The 18514-nt window shown below is 69.4% G+C and carries 11 protein-coding genes; 7 read left to right on the top strand and 4 right to left on the bottom strand.

The genetic code is table 11. The annotated features are described in order from the left end of the window. Nucleotides 1-106 precede the first annotated feature (106 nt). Complete coding sequence (locus ACIBJB_RS21270; RefSeq protein WP_398932644.1) at nucleotides 107-961, bottom strand: ketose-bisphosphate aldolase; 855 nt, start codon at nucleotides 959-961, stop codon at nucleotides 107-109. Between the two features lie 151 nt (nucleotides 962-1112). On the opposite strand from ACIBJB_RS21270, the gene ACIBJB_RS21265 reads away from it, so the two are divergent. Continuing rightward, the gene (locus ACIBJB_RS21265; RefSeq protein ID WP_266377085.1) at nucleotides 1113-1901 is read left to right on the top strand and encodes a DeoR/GlpR family DNA-binding transcription regulator; all 789 of its coding nucleotides are present in this window, start codon (nucleotides 1113-1115) and stop codon (nucleotides 1899-1901) included. Between the two features lie 62 nt (nucleotides 1902-1963). Here ACIBJB_RS21265 and ACIBJB_RS21260 read toward each other — a convergent pair whose 3' ends face one another. The 3 genes from ACIBJB_RS21260 to ACIBJB_RS21250 are packed head-to-tail and all read right to left on the bottom strand — an operon-like array spanning nucleotide 1964 to nucleotide 5087. Then, a complete protein-coding gene (locus tag ACIBJB_RS21260) occupies nucleotides 1964-2839 on the bottom strand; it encodes a carbohydrate ABC transporter permease (RefSeq protein WP_398932643.1) in 876 nt (291 codons plus the stop codon). Continuing rightward, complete coding sequence (locus tag ACIBJB_RS21255; protein WP_398932642.1) at nucleotides 2836-3801, bottom strand: carbohydrate ABC transporter permease; 966 nt, start codon at nucleotides 3799-3801, stop codon at nucleotides 2836-2838. The genes ACIBJB_RS21260 and ACIBJB_RS21255 overlap by 4 nt, the downstream gene beginning before the upstream one ends. A 5-nt stretch (nucleotides 3802-3806) precedes the next feature. Then, nucleotides 3807-5087, bottom strand: a complete 1281-nt coding sequence (locus ACIBJB_RS21250; RefSeq protein ID WP_398932641.1) for an extracellular solute-binding protein — start codon at nucleotides 5085-5087, stop codon at nucleotides 3807-3809. Nucleotides 5088-5260: 173 nt separating this feature from the next. Between ACIBJB_RS21250 and ACIBJB_RS21245 the strand changes: the two genes are divergently transcribed. The 6 genes from ACIBJB_RS21245 (at nucleotide 5261) to ACIBJB_RS21220 (ending at nucleotide 18514) form a co-directional block, all read left to right on the top strand. Then, a complete protein-coding gene (locus tag ACIBJB_RS21245) occupies nucleotides 5261-6160 on the top strand; it encodes an SIS domain-containing protein (RefSeq protein ID WP_398932640.1) in 900 nt (299 codons plus the stop codon). A gap of 417 nt (nucleotides 6161-6577) precedes the next feature. Then, on the top strand, nucleotides 6578-9526 hold the full coding sequence (locus tag ACIBJB_RS21240) for a TIM-barrel domain-containing protein (protein ID WP_398932700.1): 2949 nt from the start codon (nucleotides 6578-6580) through the stop codon (nucleotides 9524-9526). A gap of 116 nt (nucleotides 9527-9642) precedes the next feature. Beyond that, nucleotides 9643-11511, top strand: a complete 1869-nt coding sequence (locus ACIBJB_RS21235) for a glycoside hydrolase domain-containing protein (protein WP_398932639.1) — start codon at nucleotides 9643-9645, stop codon at nucleotides 11509-11511. 38 nt (nucleotides 11512-11549) lie between these two features. After that, on the top strand, nucleotides 11550-15143 hold the full coding sequence (locus ACIBJB_RS21230) for a beta-galactosidase (protein ID WP_398932638.1): 3594 nt from the start codon (nucleotides 11550-11552) through the stop codon (nucleotides 15141-15143). After that, complete coding sequence (locus tag ACIBJB_RS21225; RefSeq protein ID WP_398932637.1) at nucleotides 15143-16369, top strand: SGNH/GDSL hydrolase family protein; 1227 nt, start codon at nucleotides 15143-15145, stop codon at nucleotides 16367-16369. Before ACIBJB_RS21230 ends, ACIBJB_RS21225 begins: the two co-directional genes overlap by 1 nt. 9 nt (nucleotides 16370-16378) lie before the next feature. Continuing rightward, nucleotides 16379-18514, top strand: a complete 2136-nt coding sequence (locus ACIBJB_RS21220; RefSeq protein WP_398932636.1) for a GDSL-type esterase/lipase family protein — start codon at nucleotides 16379-16381, stop codon at nucleotides 18512-18514.

Genomic DNA, 18514 nt, shown 5'->3' with positions numbered 1-18514 from the left:
CGCGGGCCTCGGCCGGCGGACACGGGTCACGGGCCTCCGCCGGCTCACCTGGACGTCCGGAACTCTCGACGTCGGCGATCGTCTCGCGCCCCGACACCGGAACCCGTCAACCCGTCCCGTACCCACCGCCCGACAGGGTCCGCAGCGCCGAGGTCACGGCATCGGCCATCGCCCGGCGCGCCGCGGTGAGGGCGGGCCGGGGGTCGACGGCCGCGGGCGTCGCGGCGAGTGTGTCGCGGACCGCGCCGGTGAAGGCGGCATTCAGTGCCGTACCGATGTTGACCTTGACCATGCCGGCCGCCACCGCCTGCCGGAGCTCTTCGTCGGGCACGCCCGTCGAGCCGTGCAGGACCAGCGGTACGGGGACCGCCTCGGCGAGGCGGGCGATGAGATCGTGGTCCAGCCGGGCGGTGCGCGTGGTCATCGCGTGGGAGCTGCCGACCGCGACGGCCAGTGCATCGACCCCGGTGGCGGACACGAAGTCGCGCGCCTGGTCGGGGTCCGTACGTGCCGAGGGGGCGTGCACTCCGTCCTTGCCGCCGATCTCGCCGAGTTCCGCCTCCAGCCACAGACCCTGTGCGTGCGCCCACTGCGCCGCCGCGCGCGTGGCGGCGACGTTCTGGGCGTGCGGCAGCGCGGACGCGTCGAACATGACGGATCCGAAGCCGCAGTCCGCGGCTCCGCGCAGCAGCTCTTCGTCGGTGACGTGGTCGAGGTGCAGCGCCACGGGGACGGCGGCCGCCTCGGCGAGCGCTGCGGTGGCGCGGGCTATCGGGGCGAGCCGGCTGCCGTGGAACCGCACGGCGTTCTCGCTGATCTGGCAGATGACCGGGCGCCCCGCGGCTTCCGCCCCGGTGACCACGGCCTCGGCGTGCTCCAGGGTGATCACGTTGAACGCGCCGACGGCCCGTCCGTCGCGGTACGCGGAACTCACCACGTCGGCGGTGGGCGTCAGCGGCACGGACGGCCTCCTGACGGCAGAGGCATAGGTATGAATGTGCGGTAAGTGCAGGGTTTTGCTTGTTTGGCGGCCATAAAGCACCCAATCATGCGCTGTGGTTTCATTGAGGTGCGCACTTCGCGGCGCACACACCGACAGGGAGTTGTGAGACATGGCGGCACCGCAGGCCCGGTGGAGCGCGCTGCTGGAGATGCTGACGCGCGACGGGCGGATCGAAGTCGAGTCGGCTGCCGAGGAGTTGCGCGTCTCCGCCGCCACCATCAGGCGCGACCTCGACGAGCTGGCCCGCCAGCAGATGGTCACCCGCACGCACGGCGGAGCCGTGATCAACGCGATCGCCTATGACCTGCCACTGCGCTACAAGGCCGCGCGCAAGGCTCCGGAGAAGGAGCGGATCGCGGACGCGGCCGCCGGGCTGGTGAAGGCCGGCGCCGTGGTGGGGCTGAACGGCGGCACCACGACCACCGAGGTGGCGCGGGCTCTGGCCACCCGCGCCGACCTGAGTTCCGGCGGCGCGGAGACAGCGGTCACCGTGGTGACCAACGCCCTGAACATCGCCAACGAGTTGGTCGTACGGCGTCACGTCAAGCTGGTGGTGACCGGCGGGGTGGCCCGCCCTGCGTCCTATGAGCTGATCGGGCCGCTGGCCACCGAACTGCTCGCGGAGATCGCACTGGACCAGGTGTTCATCGGAGTGGACGCCATCGACGTGGCCCACGGGGCGACCGCCCACCACGAGGGCGAGGCCAGCATCAACCGGGCGCTGGCCCGCCGCGCGCAGCAGGTCGTCGCGGTCGCCGACTCCTCCAAGCTGGACCGGCGGGCCTTCGCCCGGATCTGCCCGGTGGCGGACATCGACGTCCTGGTGACCGACAAGGCCGCCTCGGACGAACTGACCGAGTCGTTCGAGGCGGCCGGTGTGGAGGTCATCCGCGCCTGACACCGCGCACCGCTCCCGCACCGGCTCCCGCGGCGGCCCCGGCTGCGATGCGGATCCCGGTGTCATCCGCGCACGCCGCCCGCGGTCAGGCCGGCGACGAGGTAGCGCTCCACGAAGACGAACAGCACCACCACGGGCACGATCGCGACGATCGAGGTGGCGAACAGGTACTGCCACTGCTCGTGGTACGAGGTGACGAAGCCCGGAATCGCCCTGGTCAGCGTCATCCGGTTGCCTGACGAGGTGATCGTGAGCGCCACCACGTACTCGTTCCACGCGCCGATGAAGGTGTAGACGAGCGCGGTCACCACACCGGGCATCGCGAGCGGCAGGATGACACGGGTGAGGGCGCCGAACCGCCCGGTGCCGTCCAGCCAGGCCGCCTCCTCGAGTTCCTTGGGGATGCTCGCGAAGTACGCGTTGAGGATCCACACGCAGAACGGCAGGTTGAACGCCGCGTTCACCAGGATGAGGCCCTCGGCGGTGTCGGTCAGGTTGAGGCTGACCATCTCCCGGTAGATGCCGACCAGGAGCGCGGTCGGCGCGAACATCTGGGTGACGAGGACGAGGATCAGGAAGGCGCCGCGCCCGCGGAAGCGGTGCCGGGCGGTGTAGTACGCGGCGGGCAGTCCGACGGCCAGGGCGAGGAGCGTCGATGCCCCGGCGACGTACAGCGAGAACAGCAGCGCGTCTCCGACGCGCGGGTCGGTGAGCGACCAGATCTGCGTGAAGTTCGACCACTGCCAGTGCGAGGGCAGATAGGACGGCGGGGACTTCATCAGTTCGGGCGTGGGTTTGAGCGCTGTCAGCAGCATTTCCGCGTAGGGCGCGAGAAACGCGAGCGCCACCAGCCAGCCGGCGGCGGTGAGCAGGACGGTGCGCAGTTTCATCGGTCGTGGCCGCCTTCTGCGCAGCACAGCTTTGTGAGTGGTGCTCACGCGGTGTCCTCCTGTCGGCGGACGACGCGCAGATAGACCAGCACCACGGCGAGGACCAGCCCGAAGTTGACGACGGCCATGGCGGCCGACTCCCCCACCGACTGGTTGTCGAAGGCGAGTTTGTACAGGTAGGTGGTGGTCGTGTCGGTGCTGAAGCCGGGGCCGCCGCGCGTCATGGCCCAGATGATGGGGAACGAGTTGAAGACGTTGATGACGTTGATGATCGCGGCGACCACCAGCGAGGGCCGCAGCAGCGGCAGGGTGATGCTCAGGTAGGCGCGGACCGGGCCCGCGCCGTCCACCCGCGCCGCCTCGTAGACCTCGCCCGGGATGCTCTGCAGACCGGCCAGCAGGACGAACGAGGTGAACGGCAGGGAGACGAACACCGCCACGCCCATCATCGCCGCGAGTGCCTGCCCGGGATGGGCCAGCCAGTTGACGGGGGCGTCGAGCACCCCGAGGTCCATGAGCAGCCGGTTGATCACGCCGTAGAAGTTGTTGAGCATCCAGCGCCAGATGAGCGCCGTCATCAGCACGGACGAGGCCCAGGGCACGATCATCGCCCACCGCACCAGCCGGCGCCCGGGGAAGCTCGCGTTGAGCAGTTGGGACAGGCCGAGGGAGACCAGGATCGTGACGGTGACGACCCCGATGACCCACACGACGGTGCGCAGCAGCACTCCGGGCAGGTCGCCCTCGGCGAACAGGTCGGTGTAGTTGCGAAGGCCGGCGAATCCCTCGGACAGTCCGGTGGAGCTCACCTTCGTCAGGGACGTCCGGATCATCTCGATGATCGGCCAGACGACCATGGTCAGGATGAGGAGGGTCGCGGGCCCGAGCCACAGCAGGGGCTCGAGCGCGCGCCACGTCCTGCGACGGCGGCGCGGCGGGGGCGGCGCCGGCGCCACCGGGGCCGGGTGTTCGGCCCCGGTGGCGCTTGCGGTGACATCGTGTACGGCCACCGACGTCAGTCGCCCTTCTGCGCGGTCTTCTGGATCTCGCCCAGGACCTTCGCCGGGTCGCCGCCCGCCACCCCCGAGCCGATGCGCTGTTTCACGGCACCGTCGACCGCGGCCCACGCCGGATCGTCGGCGGGGGCGAACTCGGCGCTGGAGAGGGCGTCGACGAACGGCTTGTAGTAAGCGGCGTTCTTGCTGTCGGAGCTGAGCACCTGACCGGCCGACTCGGTGACCGACAGGAACCCCTCGGTGGAGACGAACTTGGCGGCGTTCTCCTTCTGGTAGAAGAAGTCGAGGAACTTCTTCACCGCCGTCTTGTTCGACCCGTCGCTCTTCTTGAACGCGACGAGGTAGTCCTGCACGCCGAGCGTCTTGTGGGTGCTGCCGTCCTTGCTGGGCAGGGCCGCGACGCCGTAGTTCAGTTTGGCGTCGACCGGGTCGATGAAGCCCTTCCGCATGAAGACGGCCCCGTTGAGCATGCCGATCTTGCCCTGGGCGAACTGGTTGAAGACGTCCTTGCGGTTGGTGGCCTCCGGGTTGGGCTGGGTGACCTTTTCCTTCGTCAGTTTCCGCAGATAGCTGAGTGTGTCGACGTTGGCCTGCTGGTCGATCGCCCACTTGCCCGAAGTGTCGGTCCAGCCGCCGCCGTTGTTCATCGCCCAGATCTGGAACTCGGCCTGCGCCTCCTCGGGGCCCAGGGGCAGCCCGAGGCCGATGTAACCGGCCTTCTTGATCTTCTTGGCGTCGGCCTCGACCTCGGCCCAGGTGGACGGCGGTTCGGCTATGCCCGCCTTGGCGAAGATGTCCTTGTTGTAGAAGAACAGGCGCGCGCTGGAGATGAAGGGCAGGCCGTACTGGGCCCCCTTGTACTGCGCCTTCTGCCGGAACAGCGGGAGGAAGTCGGCCAGCACCTTGGGGGAGACGACGTCCTGCGCCTTGTGGACCAGGCCGTCCCGGGCGAAGTCGGAGAACTTGTTGTAGTTGAGGATGTCCGGTTCCTGCTTGGTCTGGACGTACGTCTTGACCTTGGAGTCCATCTGCTCCCAGTCGACGACTTCGAGGTTCACCCGGTAGCCGGGGTTCGCCTTCTCGAAATCCTTGATCAGCGCGGCCCAGTAGGCCTGGGTGTCGTCGTCGTACTTCGCTGCGACGAACCTGATCGTCTTGCCGTCGGATCCGCCGCTGTCCGAGGAGCTGCCCTTGCCGCAGCCGGTGAGGGCCAGTGCCAGGGCCGTGACCCCGGCGAGGCCCGCGAGGTGCCGTTTCACGGAGTACCTCTCCGCACGCATGGCGTGCTTGGTCAAGAGCGTGCTCGCCTGATTGCGCGCCCGCTTGCTTGTTTATGCTCGATTACTGGTGCTATCAATCATCGAACGACATGATGCTCAATCAAACGCGCACACTGTCAAGGGCCGTCGCATCACGTATCGGTCACGCCGTGCGCCCGAGAGGGGAGTCCCCGATGAGTCAGACCGACATCGAGATCGCCACCCAGCCGGACTGCTGGAGGCACGCCGTGGCACTGGCCCGGAGGCCCGACGGTCCCGGCTCCGCCTCACTGCCCAGGCCCGGCGAGCGGGTGGCCGTCGTCGGCTGCGGGACGTCCTGGTTCATCGCCCAGGCGTATGCGGCACTGCGGGAGTCGGGCGGCCACGGCGAGACCGACGCCTTCCCCGCCTCCGAGATGCCGCACGGGCGGGCCTACGACCGGGTGGTCGCGCTGACCCGGTCCGGCACCACGACCGAAGTGCTGGAGCTGCTCGGCCGCCTGCGCGGACACACCCCCACGACCGCGGTGACCGCGGTGCCGCAGTCGCCGGTGACGGGGCCGGCGGACGATGTCGTCGTGCTGGACTTCGCCGACGAGACCTCGGTCGTCCAGACCCGGTTCGCCAGCACCGAACTGGTGCTGCTGCGGGCGCACTTGGGCGAGGACCTGGAGCATCTGCCGCAGCAGGGGCGCGCTGCGCTGGACGAACCGCTGCCGGCCGGGGTGCTGGAGGCCGAGCAGTTCACCTTCCTGGGGCAGGGCTGGGCCTACGGGATCGCCCAGGAGGCGGCGTTGAAGATGCGCGAGGCGGCGGGCGCCTGGACCGAGGCCTACCCGGTGATGGAGTACCGGCACGGCCCGATCAGCGTCACCGCACCCGGCCGCGTGGCGTGGTGGTTCGGAGACCCGGCCGCCCTGCCGTCCGGTCTCGCCGCCGAGATCGCGGACACCGGCGGGCAGTTGGTGGCACTCGGCCGGGACCCGCTGGCAGATCTCGTCGTGGTGCACCGGCTGGCCTCCGCCCTCGCCTCGGCACGCGGCCTGGACCCGGACAATCCCCGCCATCTGACCCGTTCCGTGATCCTGGCCTGACCGGGCGTCCCCCGAAAGGATCTCGGGGGCCCGCAGAATTTACGCGCCCGTTACGAACGGTTTCCGGGCCCGCCGAGGCCGGTCGGCGGGCCCCGGGACCGACCGCCACCAGGGACAACAGCCGCTCCACGACAGCCCTCGGGGCACTCGGGACGCCGTGTGCCCCGCATGTTGACAGGTGGCGATTCCCGCAAGAGCATGTGCGAAATCGCTTCGAATCTTGCATCTGCACGCAGAAACAAGCACACCACAGCCCCGGCGGGCACCGCGCTTCTTCGTGACCGTGCGCTCCGCACGCCACCCGGCACCACGCACCGCCGCTCCTGAGCCACCGTCCTGTCCGACAGGAGGACACGAGTGCACGCCCGATTGAGCAGTCCCGGCGGCCTGTTGCTCGCTGCCGCACTGACCGCCGCCATGCTGATGGCGCCCCTCACCGGCCCCACCGCCGCGGCCACGGCCGTCGAGGCCACCGCCGGTCCGAAGGTGACCCGCACCGCGAACGCCGTCACGGTCTCCGTGCCGGCCTCCGCCAATGCCCCCGGCTACACCCTCGACGTGGCCACCGACGAACTCGCCCTGACCACGCGTCGCGCCGGGAAGACCGTGCTCGCCACCACCTCCGGCGACACCGGTTCCCTGCGCTTCGCGACGGCCGACGGCACCTGGCAGCACGCGACCGGCGTCACCGGCTGGACGTGGAAGAACGGCGTCCTGACCGTCACCGCCGGCAGCACGCTCGACGGCGCCACGGTGGAAGCCCGGATCACTCCCGGCGCCGACCGCTACCAGCTCGACTGGGACGTCCGAGGCGGCGCACCGAAGCAGTTGGGCCTCTCCTACGATCTGTCGTCGGCCGGCCACTGGTACGGCCACGGCGAGGCCGAGACCCCGCAGGGCGGTCCCGGCACCAACCAGCCCTGGCCGCTGGACGCCGGTGAGGTCGACCACCCGACCTTCGGCCCGGCGTCGTACCACATGATCGACCCGTTCTGGTACACGTCCAAGTCGACCGGTCTGCGCGTCGACACCGGGAACGTCATGGACGTGGCACTCAACAAGGGCAAGGACGGCCTCGGCAGCTTCGTCGTGGAGTCGCCCGACACCTTCAAGGCCACCGTGTTCGTCGAGTCGACCCCGCTGGAGGTCTACCGCGACTACATCGGCATCGTCGGCAAGCCCGCCAAGTCCGACGCGCCGTACGAGCAGTACGCCAAGCCGCTGTGGAATTCCTGGGCGCAGTTCTACACCAAGGTCGACCAGGAGAAACTGCTCGACTACGCCACCGACCTCCACGACAACGGGCTGGACGGGCACACCATCCAGCTCGACGACAAGTGGGAGTCGAACTACGGCAACCTGACCTGGGATCCCAAGACCTTTCCCGACCCCAAGGGCCTCTCCAAGAAGATCCACGACATGGGGTTCGACTTCGGCGTCTGGGTCACCCTGTGGATCAACCTTGACTCCGCCAACTACCAGTACGCGGTCGACCACGGCTACCTGCTCATGGACGCCAAGGACAAGACCAAGCCGTGTGACGTGACCTGGTGGAACGGGAACGCCGGGATCATCGACCTGGCCAACCCCGACGCCAAGGCCTGGTACGAGGCCAACCTCAAGTCCCTCATGGACACGTACGACATCGACGGGCTGAAGTTCGACACCCGCTTCTTCGACGAGCGGTGCGCGCCGCGCGAGGGCTCCCAGGTCACGGACTACCAGAAGCTCGGCACGCAGCTCGCCGACGAGTTCGACCTCCAGGGCGCCGGCATCCGCGTGCACTGGAACAAGACGGCCCACGAGGCCGGCTTCGTCACCCGTCAGGTCGACAAGGGCACCGGCTGGGACTCCCTGCGCGCCTCCGCCTCCCAGAACCTGGCGATCTCCACCATCGGTTATCCGTTCGTCGAGTCGGACATGATCGGCGGCTCCGGCGGCCAGCCCGCGCCGACGAAGGACGTGCTGGTGCGGTGGGCGCAATCCGCCTCGCTGATGCCGCTGATGTACGCCTCGACCTCCCCGGTGGACACCAACGACACCACCACCGGGCAGAAGGTGGACTACGACCAGGAGACGGTCGACCTCTACCGGCAGGCCATCAAGACGCACGAGAAGCTCGCCCCCTACATCTGGGACCAGGTGCAGAGCACCCTGAAGACCGGTGATCCGATCATGCGGCCGCTGTTCTTCGACTTCCCGAAGGACGAGGCGAGTTACACGGTCGCCGACGAGTGGATGCTCGGTCCGGCCGTACTGGCCGCGCCCAAGTTGAGCACCGGAGCCACCCGTTCCGTCCATCTGCCGCCGGGCACCTGGTACGACGTCAACCAGGGCACGGTGATCCGCGGTCCCCGGACTCTGAAGGGCTACTCGGCGCCGCTCGGCGTCACCCCGGCCTTCGTCAACCTCAAGGCCAAGGGCGCGGACAAGGCCATCAGGGCGCTCAAGCGCGACGACGCGCCGGCCGCCTCCGTCCTGATCACCCCGGACGCCCCGGCCACCGACGCCGGCAAGCCGTTCGAGGTGACCACCGAGGTGACCAACTGGAGCACCGGAACCATCAAGAGCGTCAAGGCGGCCCTCGGCCTGCCCGACGGCTGGAGCGCCAAGGCGACCGGTCCAACCGCCGCGAGCTCCCTCAGGAACGGCGCCACCCTCACCACCACCTGGACGGTGACCCCGGCCGAGGACGCCCGCTGGGGCAGCCATGACCTCACCGGTACCGCGACCTACAACGGCTCGACGAAGGTGTCCGACACCGTGCAGGCGCAGGTGAAGGCCGCCCCAAGCAGCGTGCAGGCGCCGTACCTGACGACCGACACCACCTCCGAGGACCCGCAATACGCCCAGGCCGGTGACCAGTTCGCCATCTGGGCGGGCGGCCAGGACCTGTCCGGTTGGAAGGACGAGAAGGGCGTCATCTACCGCGACGGGGCGGCAGGCGAAAAGGCCACCGTGCAGGCCCAGTTGGTGTCCCAAAACAGCGCCTCACCGGTAGGCAAGGCGGGCATCGCCCTCGCCAACGACCTGACCGCACCCGAGAAGGGCGGTTACGCGGTGCTGGTCATGACCCAGAGCTACGGCCTGGAGTTCATGACCGACAGCGACGGCGACGGGAAGCTCGACACCTGGGCGGGCGGCGGCGCCACCTACCACCCGGCGTATCTCAAGCTGACCCGGGACGGCACCTCCTACACCGCGTACGCCAGCAAGGACGGCCAGACCTGGTCGCAGGTCGGCACCGCCCAGGTGCCGTCGGCCGCAGGCACCGAGGACGCCGGGATGGTCGCCAGCGCGGCCAACGTCAACTACCCCGGCCAGGACATCGAAGCCGTCTTCAGCGGATTCACCGTCACCTCCTGACGCCACAGGCGCATCACGCGCCACGAAGATCACCCGGACTCCCGGCAGGCCGCCTCCCCCGTGGGGCCTGCCGGGGACCACTCCCCGCACCTCCGTGAGAGAGGGACCCCAGCCCCATGGCACGTACGTCCTCACTCGCCGCCGGCTTCGTCGCCGGCGTCGTCGTGGCCGCGAGCACCACCGCGATCGCCGTCACCGGCACGGCGACCACCGGCACCGACCTCAATTCCAAGGCCACCACCACCTGGCTGACCGTCAAGGTCGCCGACGCCATGGGCACCAGGGACACCATCACCTGGGTTCCCACCGGCTCCTTCGCCGGTTCCGCGGAGGAACGGGTCCCGCGCTACCCGATGACCCCCATCCAGGGCAAGGACACCAAGGAGCTCACGCTCTCCGCCGTCCGCAACGAGCAGGTCTCGGCGCAGCTGGCGATCGCCTCCGGCAAGAACCTCGACGACGTCAAGGCCGTGGTCGGCGACCTCACCGGTCCCGGTGGCGCCAAGCTGTCCGGTGCCGGCACCCAAGTGCGGTTCGTCAAGTACGTGCCGGTGCAGCGCTCCAAGAGCGAGGTCGACTGGTCCGCCACCATCGACCAGGTCAGCTCCGGCAAGGAGGTCTCCGGCGACCGCAACCCCGACGTCGTCGGCGACCCGCTGGAAGAGCGGGACTCGGTGGACGTACCCGCGTACGCGGCACAGCCGCTGTGGTTCACCTTCCACATCCCCAAGACGGCCAAGCCCGGTACCTACACCGGCACGGTGAAGGTCAACGCCGACGGCCGTACGCAGAGCACCTACCCACTGTCCATCCAGGTCGCGGACGCGAGCGTGCCCGACCCGAAGGACTACAGCTTCTTCCTCGACGTGTGGGCGCAGCCGGAGACGATGGCCAAGAACCATGGCGTCAAGCTCTGGTCCGACGAGCACTGGAAGCTGATCGACAAGTACGACCGTGACCTGGCCTCGCGCGGCCAGAAGGTCATCAACACCACCATCGTCGACAACCCCTGGCACCACCAGTGGTCGCTCGGCACCCGGGAGTCGCAGACCGCCACGCCGTACACCAGCATGGTGGGCTGGAACTGGAACGGAAAGACGTTCTCCTTCGACTTCAGCCGCTGGGACAAGTACGTCGAGACCGCCAGACGCGCCGGACTCGGGCCCGACATCGGCGCCTTCTCCATGCTGGCCTTCCAGGACCAGGAGCACCTCACCTACACCGACACCAGCACCGGCAAGACGGTCTACGAGAACGTCGATCTGGGCGGCGACCGCTGGCGTGAGGCGTGGGGAGCCTTCCTCCCCGCCTTCGAGAAGCACGTGAAGGCGAAGGGCTGGCTGGACCACACCTGGCTGTCCTTCGACGAGCGGCCCATCGACACCATGACGGTCGTCAAGAACTTCGTCCACGAGGTCGCACCGGCCTTCGACGACCGTATCTCCGTGGCCGGTTCGATCAACACCGAAGGCGTCGCGTCCAACCTGTCCGTCGACTGGGGCGGCATCGACGCGATGACGAAGGAGAAGGTGGCCGAGCGGCGCAAGGCCGGCAAGATCACGACCTTCTACGTGTACGGCTCGCCGGCCCACCCCAACACGCTGTCCTACTCGCCCGCCGTCGAGTCGCGGATGCTGCCCTGGATCTCCGCCCAGCGGAACCTGGACGGTTTCCTGCGCTGGTCGTACAACAGCTGGACCAGCGATCCCTTCAAGCAGCCGGTGCACATCTTCACGCAGGGCGACGAGTACCTGGTCTACCCGGGCAAGGACGGCCCGATGTCCAGCATCCGCTGGGAGCAGCTGAAGGAGGGCATCGAGGACTACGAACTCATCGCCCAGCTGCGGAAGAAGGACGGCGGCGCCGACAGCGACGCCCTGACCGAGGCGCTCACCACCGCGACCCGGAACCTCGACGGCCGGACGAAGGACGTGGGCGACATCGAGACGGCGCGGGCGGCGGTCGTGAAGGGCCTGACGTCATGAAGTGGAGATCTTTGCTGCTCGCTACGGCCCTCACTGTCATGCCCCTGACCAGCACAGCTGTCGCCGCGGCACCGGTACAGGCAGAGCAGCGGGCCCCGCACACCGTCACCTACGACCAGTACTCCGTGCGGGTCGACGGCAAACCCCTCTACCTCTGGGGCGCCGAGTTCCACTACTTCCGGCTGCCCAGCCCCGACGCGTGGCGTGACGTCCTGCAGAAGATCAAGGCGGGCGGCTTCAACGCGGTCTCGCTCTACTTCGACTGGGGGTACCACTCGGCCAGGCCGGGCTCGTACGACTTCACCGGCACCCGCGATGTGGAGCGGCTGCTCGACGAGGCCGAGCGCGCGGGCCTGTATGTGATCGCCCGACCGGGCCCGTACATCAACGCGGAGGTCTCCGGCGGCGGTATGCCCGCCTGGAGGTCGACCCAGGCCGGCGTGAACCGCACCTCCGAGCCGGAGTACATGAAGGCGGCCCGGGAGTGGATGAGCAGGATCAACCCGATCATCGCCCGCCACCAACTCACCCGTGGTACCGGCTCGGTGATCCTCTACCAGGTCGAGAACGAGTACCAGGGCGGTCGCCACGACGCCGACTACATGCAGACCCTCATCGACTGGGCGAAGCAGGACGGCATCGATGTGCCCACCTTCGTCAATGACGGTGGCGCCAACCAGAACTGGGTGAGCGGCAAGGGCGCCCCGGACATCTACGGCTTCGACGCCTACCCGCAGGGCTTCGACTGCAAGGACCCCGACACCTGGAAGAACCTGCCCGACTATTCCTACGTCAACGACTGGAAGCCCGAGTCCCCACTGATCATCCCGGAGGCACAGGGCGGCGCCTTCGACCCCTGGGGCGGCACCGGATACCAGGACTGCGCGAAGCTCACCGGGACCGACTTCACCCGGGTGTTCAGCAAGATGAACATCGCCGCCGGGGTGAGCGGCCAGTCCTTCTACATGACGTACGGCGGCACCAACTGGGGCTGGCTCGCGGATCCCAACGCGGTCTACACGTCGTACGACTACGGCGCACCGATCAACGAGTCCCGCCAACTGACGGACAAATACCAGGAGTTCAAGCGCCTCGGCTACATGGTCAACTCGGTGACGTCACTGGCGCGCACCGACAAGGCCGAGGCCCCCGCCCCGTCCGACGATGCCCTGCGCATCGACCGGCGGGTCAATCCCGACGACGGCACCCAGTTCTTCACCGTCCGGCACGCCGACACCCGGGTGAAGGACAAGGACGAGACCACCCTGTCGCTGAAGGGCGCCGACGGCGACTACCCGCGCGTACCCCAGCAGGGAACGATCACCATCGACGGTCGGGACGCCAAACTCCTGGTGGCGGGCTACGACTTGGGCGATCAGCGTCTTGTCTACTCCACCTCGGAGATCATGACGCACGCCCGGATCGGCGACCGGGAGGTGGCGCTGCTGTACGGGCGTGCGGGAGAGGCCGGCGAGACCGTGTTGCGGTACACCGCGCGGCCCAAGGTGACCGTCCTCGACGGCGACATCACCACCACCTGGGACGCGGCACGCGGTGACCTGCGCCTGAACTACACCCACAAGGGCCTGGCCCGGGTGCTGGTGAACGGCATGGAACTGCTGATCGCCGACACCGCCGAGACCGCCCATTGGTGGCGACAGGACACGTCCTCGGGACCGGTCCTCGTACGCGGCCCCTCCCTGGTCCGTACGGCCGAACAGGCGGGCGACACCCTGAAGTTGACCGGCGACTCCACCAAGGCCGCGAAGATCGAGGTCATCGCGGACGCCAAGAAGGTGACTTGGAATGGCCGTACGGTCGCCGTGACCGAGGCACCGCGCCCGGTCCGGCTGCTGCCGGCGCTGACGACGTGGAAGTACAAGGAGGAGGCACCGGAGGCGGCTCCCGGCTTCGACGACTCCACGTGGACCACCGCCGACCACCTCACCGCGAACAACGCGGCGCTCGACGGATCGTTGCCGGTCCTCGCGATGGACGAATACGGCTTCCACCACGGCGACGTCTGGTACCGCGGCCGGTTCAGGACCACCGGTGCCGCGACCGCGCTCGCACTCGACGCCAAGACCGGCAACACCGGCCTGTACGCGGTTTGGCTCAACGGCCACTACCTCGGCAGCTCCGGCGACGGCGCGCACACCTTCGACATCCCGGCGAACACCCTGAAGGCCGACGGGGACAACGTCCTCTCCGTCCTCGTGGAGAACGCGGGTCACAACGAGGAATGGGGCCACGACTACTCCAAGGAGCCGCGTGGTCTGCTCAGTGCCGAGGTGATCGGCGGGGCCTCCACCCTCACCTGGAAGATCCAGGGCAACCGGGGCGGCGAGGACCCGGTGGACACCGCACGGGGCCCGTACAACAACGGCGGGCTGTACGGGGAACGGGCCGGCTGGTCGCTGCCGGGCTTCCCCGACGGCAACTGGAAGAGCACCACCCTGTCCGGGCAGGCCGCCAAGACCGACCCCGGCGTGCGCTGGTACCGCACCTCCGCCCGGCTCGACCTGCCGCAGGGCCAGGACAACGCGCTCGCGCTGGACCTGGCTGAACCCACAGGCGGCAGCACCGGCTACCGCGCCCAGATCTTCGTCAACGGCTGGCTGATCGGCCGCTACCTGCCGGGCACCGGACCCCAGACCCGGTTCGTCATCCCCAAGGGCCTCCTGCGTGAGCAGGGCGACAACACGATCGCCCTGGCCGTGTGGTCCACAAAGGCCGGCGCGGGCCCGGGTTCGGCGAAGCTCGTCGACCTCGGCGCCTCGGCGGGCGGGATCAAGGTCGGTACGGTGGCCGCCCCCTCGTACGACGCCAAGACCTACGCCGTACCGGCCGCGGGCGCACAGGTCACCGTCGACGCCGAGCCGTTCCTGGCCACCGACACCGCGACCAAGGTCCCCGTCACCCTCAGCGTTCCGAAGGACGCGCCGACCGCCTGGAACGCCGAACTGGCGCTGAAGGTCCCGGACGGCTGGACCGCGACCACCGACGACACCACCCGTTTCGCCCGTGTCCGGCCCGGCGACACGGTGACCGCGGACTACACGGTCACCCCGCCCGGCGACCCGATCCACTACGCCGTCCTGACCGCGACCGCCAAGCTCACCCAGCCCGGCCGTCCGGGAACCGTCACCGGTGTACGCGCCGTACAGGTGCCACCTCCGGGACTGTCCGCCGACGCCTATGTGAGCGACCTGACCCCGGTCAAGGCGGTCAACGGCTGGGGGCCGGTGGAGAAGGACTCCTCCAACGGGGAGAACGCGGCGGGCGACGGTCGTCCCCTGAGCATCGGTGGCACCACGTACACCAAGGGCCTCGGCGTGCACGCGAACAGCCAGGTGCGCGTGTATCTCGGCGGTGGCTGCACGCGGTTCACCGCGACCGCCGGGGTGGACGACGAGGTCGGCGACGGCGGCAGCGTCTCCTTCCAGGTGATCGCAGACGGCCGCTCCCTCACCACCACCCCGGTGGTGCGGGGCTCCGACGGCGGCACGGACATCGACGTGGACGTGACCGGCGCCCGCTGGCTGGACCTGCTGGTGGACGGGGACGGCGATGTCTCCTCGGACCACGCCGACTGGGCCGACGCCAAGCTGACCTGCGGCGGCGGTGCCTGATGCCCGTACTGGCGATGCGCGGCAGGCTCATGGCGCTGCTGCTGACCGTCTCGGCCGTCGTGGCCGGGACCGTTGCACCGGCCCAGGCGGGTCAGCAAGGCGACGAGCGGCGCTGGACGGGGACCTGGGCGACGGCGGCCAGTGAGCACTACGAAGTCTCGGGGATGTCCGAGGTGACGGTACGGATGCCGGTGCACACCAGCGTCGCCGGTTCAGCCGTACGCATCCGGCTGACCAACGCCTACGCCACCGCCCCGGTGACGATCGGGCACGCGACCGTGGGTCTGCGCGACGGCGGTTCCGCCGTGGCGCGCCCGTACGACCTGCGGTTCGGTGGGAAGCGGGCGGTCACGATCCCGGCGGGCGGCCAGGCTGTCAGCGATCCGGTCGGACTCGCCGTGCCGGCCCTGGCCGACCTGGTCGTCAGTCTCCATCTGCCCGGCCAGGTCACGCACATCACCGATCACTGGTGGGCGCAGCAGACCGTGTACTGGACGGACTACGGGGCGGGCGACCACGCCGCCGACACCGCCGGTGACGCCTACACCTGGACCACCACGAGCTGGCCGTTCCTCAGCGGTGTCGACGTGACCGCGCCGAGAGCCGGGTCGGTGGTGGCGCTCGGCGACTCGATCACCGACGGGTCCTTCTCGACGGCCGACACCAACCAGCGCTGGCCCGACCTGCTCTCCGCCCGCCTCAACGCCTGCCGGCCCGGCGCCGGGGTGCTCAACGCGGGCATCACCAGCAACCGGATCACCGCCGGGACCGAAACCAACCCCTCGGCGCTCGACCGGCTCGAACGGGATGTGCTCTCCCAGCCGGGCGCCAGGACTTTGATCCTCTTCGAAGGGATCAACGACCTCGGCGGGGCGAGTGCAGAGCAGATCATCGCCGGGATGAAGACGATCGCTCACCGGGCTCACCAGCGCGGGATGCGGGTCGTCGGCGCCACGATCACCCCGTACAAGGACTTCACCTGGGGCGGTTGGAGCGAGGAGACGGAGGCGCGGCGGCAGCAGGTCAACGCGTTCGTCCGGAACGCCGGCACGGTCTTCGACGACTACGCCGACTTCGACCGGGCGGTCCGGGACCGGGCGGATCCGCAGCGGCTGGGCGCGGCGTACGACTCCGGTGACCATCTGCATCCCAATGACGCCGGGATGAAGGCATTCGCCGACTCCATCGACCTGACGTCGCTCGGCCTCGGCCGCGGCTGTTCCTGAGGAGGAACCGTGTCCAGACGGCTTGAACACCTGCGAGGGCACCGAAGATTCGCGGTCCTGGCCACGGCGTTGGCAGCCCTGCTTCCCGCGGCGCCGGCCGCGGCCGAGACCACCCAGCAGGAATGGACAGGGACGTGGGCCACAGCCCAGCACGCCGCGTACGACCCGGGCACCTCGGAGGTGACGGTGCGGATACCGGTACGGGTGAGCGCCGGCGGATCGAGCGTGCGCATCCGTCTGACCAACGACTTCACCACCGAGCCGGTGACCGTCGGGCACGCGACCGTCGGGCTTCGGGGTGATGGTTCCGCCGTCACGAAGCCGCAGAAGCTGCGGTTCGGCGGGAAGAGCGGGGTGACGATCGCGGCCGGCGAGCAGGCCGCCAGCGATCAGGTCCGGCTCACCCTTCCCGCCCGCAGCGACCTGGTCGTCAGCCTGTACTTCCCCGGCCGGCTCACCCACATCAGCCAGCACTGGATGGGCCTCCAGACCGTCTACTGGACTCCGGACGGCGGCGGCGACCACGCCTCGGACGCCGAAGGGGACGCCTTCACCAGGACCGATTCCACCTTCCCGTTCCTGACCGGTGTCGACGTACGGGGCGGCAACGCGGCGGGTTCCGTCGTGGCGCTCGGTGACTCCATCACCGACGGCGCGGCCTCCACCTCGAACGCCAACCGGCGCTGGCCCGACTACCTGGCGGGGCGGCTGTCAGCCTGCTCGACCACCGCCGGAGTGCTGAACGAGGGCATCAGCGGCAACCGGATCACGGCCGGTGTCGACGGCAACCCGTCGGCGCTCGACCGGCTGGAGCGCGATGTGCTGTCGCAGCCGGGCGCCCGGACGGTGGTCCTGTTCGAGGGCGTCAACGACCTCAGCTGGGGTGGCGCCACCGGCGACCAGGTGATCGACGGCATGAAGGAGATCGTGCGCCGCTCCCACGCCCGCGGGCTGCGCGTGATCGGCGCGACGGTCGTGCCGTATCGCGGCTGGGGCGACTGGTGGACCGAGGCCAAGGAGGCCGACCGGCAGAAGGTCAACACGTTCGTGCGCGACGGCGGGGTCTTCGACGGCTACGCCGACTTCGACAAGGCCGTACGGGACCCGGACGACCCCACCCGCTACGCCGCCGCGTTCGACTCCGGGGACCATCTGCACCCCAACGACACCGGGATGAAGGCCTTCGCCGACGCGGTCGACCTCGCCGGCCTGCGGGTGGCCCATGACTGCCCCTCGGCCCGCGTCCGGCTCACCCCCTACCGGCCGACCCTGCAAGCCGGCGGTGAGGGCACGGAGATCACGTCGACCGTCACCAACACCGGTCCCAGGACGGTCACTCAGGTCAGCACTCGCCTCGACCTCCCCGACGGCTGGTCCGCCGAACCGGCCGGCAGCGTGCGGGTTCGCTCCCTCGCCCCGGGCGAGAGCGCCACCGTCACCTGGACGGTGGCCCCCGCGGCCGACACCACCTGGGGCACGCACGAGATCGGCGTACGCACCTCCTTCGTCCAGGACGGCAGGACCCGCCACGACTCCGACAGCGTGGACGCGACCGTGACCCCCACTCCGTCCGAGATGCGGGCGCCGTATCTGACGACCTCCACCACCACCGAGAAGGCCCAATACGCCCAGAACGGCGAGCAGTTCGCCATCTGGGCGAGCGGCCAGGACCTGTCCGGCTGGAAGGACGAGAAGGCGGCGGTCTACCTCGCCGACGCCGCACCGCCCTCCGGCACGGTGACCGCCCGGGTCGTCGGTCAGACCGGCAGCGGCCCGTCCGCCAAGGCGGGGATCGCCGTCGCCAACGACCTCACCGCGCCCGAAGCGGGCGGCTACGCGGTGCTCACCATGTCCGCGCAGTACGGCCTGGAGTTCCTCACCGACAGCGACGGCGACGGAAAGCTCGACACCTGGGCGGGCGGCGGCAGTTCGTACCACCCCGCCTGGCTGAAGCTCGTCCGCGACGGCACCGCCTACACCGCGTACGCCAGTTCCGACGGCACCGCCTGGCAGCAGGTCGCCACCGCCACCGTGCCGTCCGCGAGCGGTACCGGGGACGCCGGATTGGTCGCGAGCGCCGTCAACCTCAACTACCCCGGCCAGATCACCACAGCACTCTTCGACTCCTTCTCCACGCACGACTGA

The organism is Streptomyces sp. NPDC050759, from assembly GCF_044456945.1.
GTDB lineage: Bacteria > Actinomycetota > Actinomycetes > Streptomycetales > Streptomycetaceae > Streptomyces.
Note: the sequence above shows the minus strand (reverse complement) of the source record. Positions and strands in the feature narration are given on the sequence as shown.

What these genes read in the sequence shown, in the direction of transcription:
- ACIBJB_RS21230 (WP_398932638.1), top strand. Translation starts at nt 11,550, where the DNA reads ATGCCCCTGACCAGCACAGCTGTCGCCGCGGCACCGGTACAGGCAGAG.
- ACIBJB_RS21265 (WP_266377085.1), top strand. Translation starts at nt 1,113, where the DNA reads ATGGCGGCACCGCAGGCCCGGTGGAGCGCGCTGCTGGAGATGCTGACG.
- ACIBJB_RS21235 (WP_398932639.1), top strand. Translation starts at nt 9,643, where the DNA reads ATGGCACGTACGTCCTCACTCGCCGCCGGCTTCGTCGCCGGCGTCGTC.
- ACIBJB_RS21250 (WP_398932641.1), bottom strand. Translation starts at nt 5,087, where the DNA reads ATGCGTGCGGAGAGGTACTCCGTGAAACGGCACCTCGCGGGCCTCGCC.
- ACIBJB_RS21225 (WP_398932637.1), top strand. Translation starts at nt 15,143, where the DNA reads ATGCCCGTACTGGCGATGCGCGGCAGGCTCATGGCGCTGCTGCTGACC.
- ACIBJB_RS21240 (WP_398932700.1), top strand. Translation starts at nt 6,578, where the DNA reads ATGCTGATGGCGCCCCTCACCGGCCCCACCGCCGCGGCCACGGCCGTC.
- ACIBJB_RS21245 (WP_398932640.1), top strand. Translation starts at nt 5,261, where the DNA reads ATGAGTCAGACCGACATCGAGATCGCCACCCAGCCGGACTGCTGGAGG.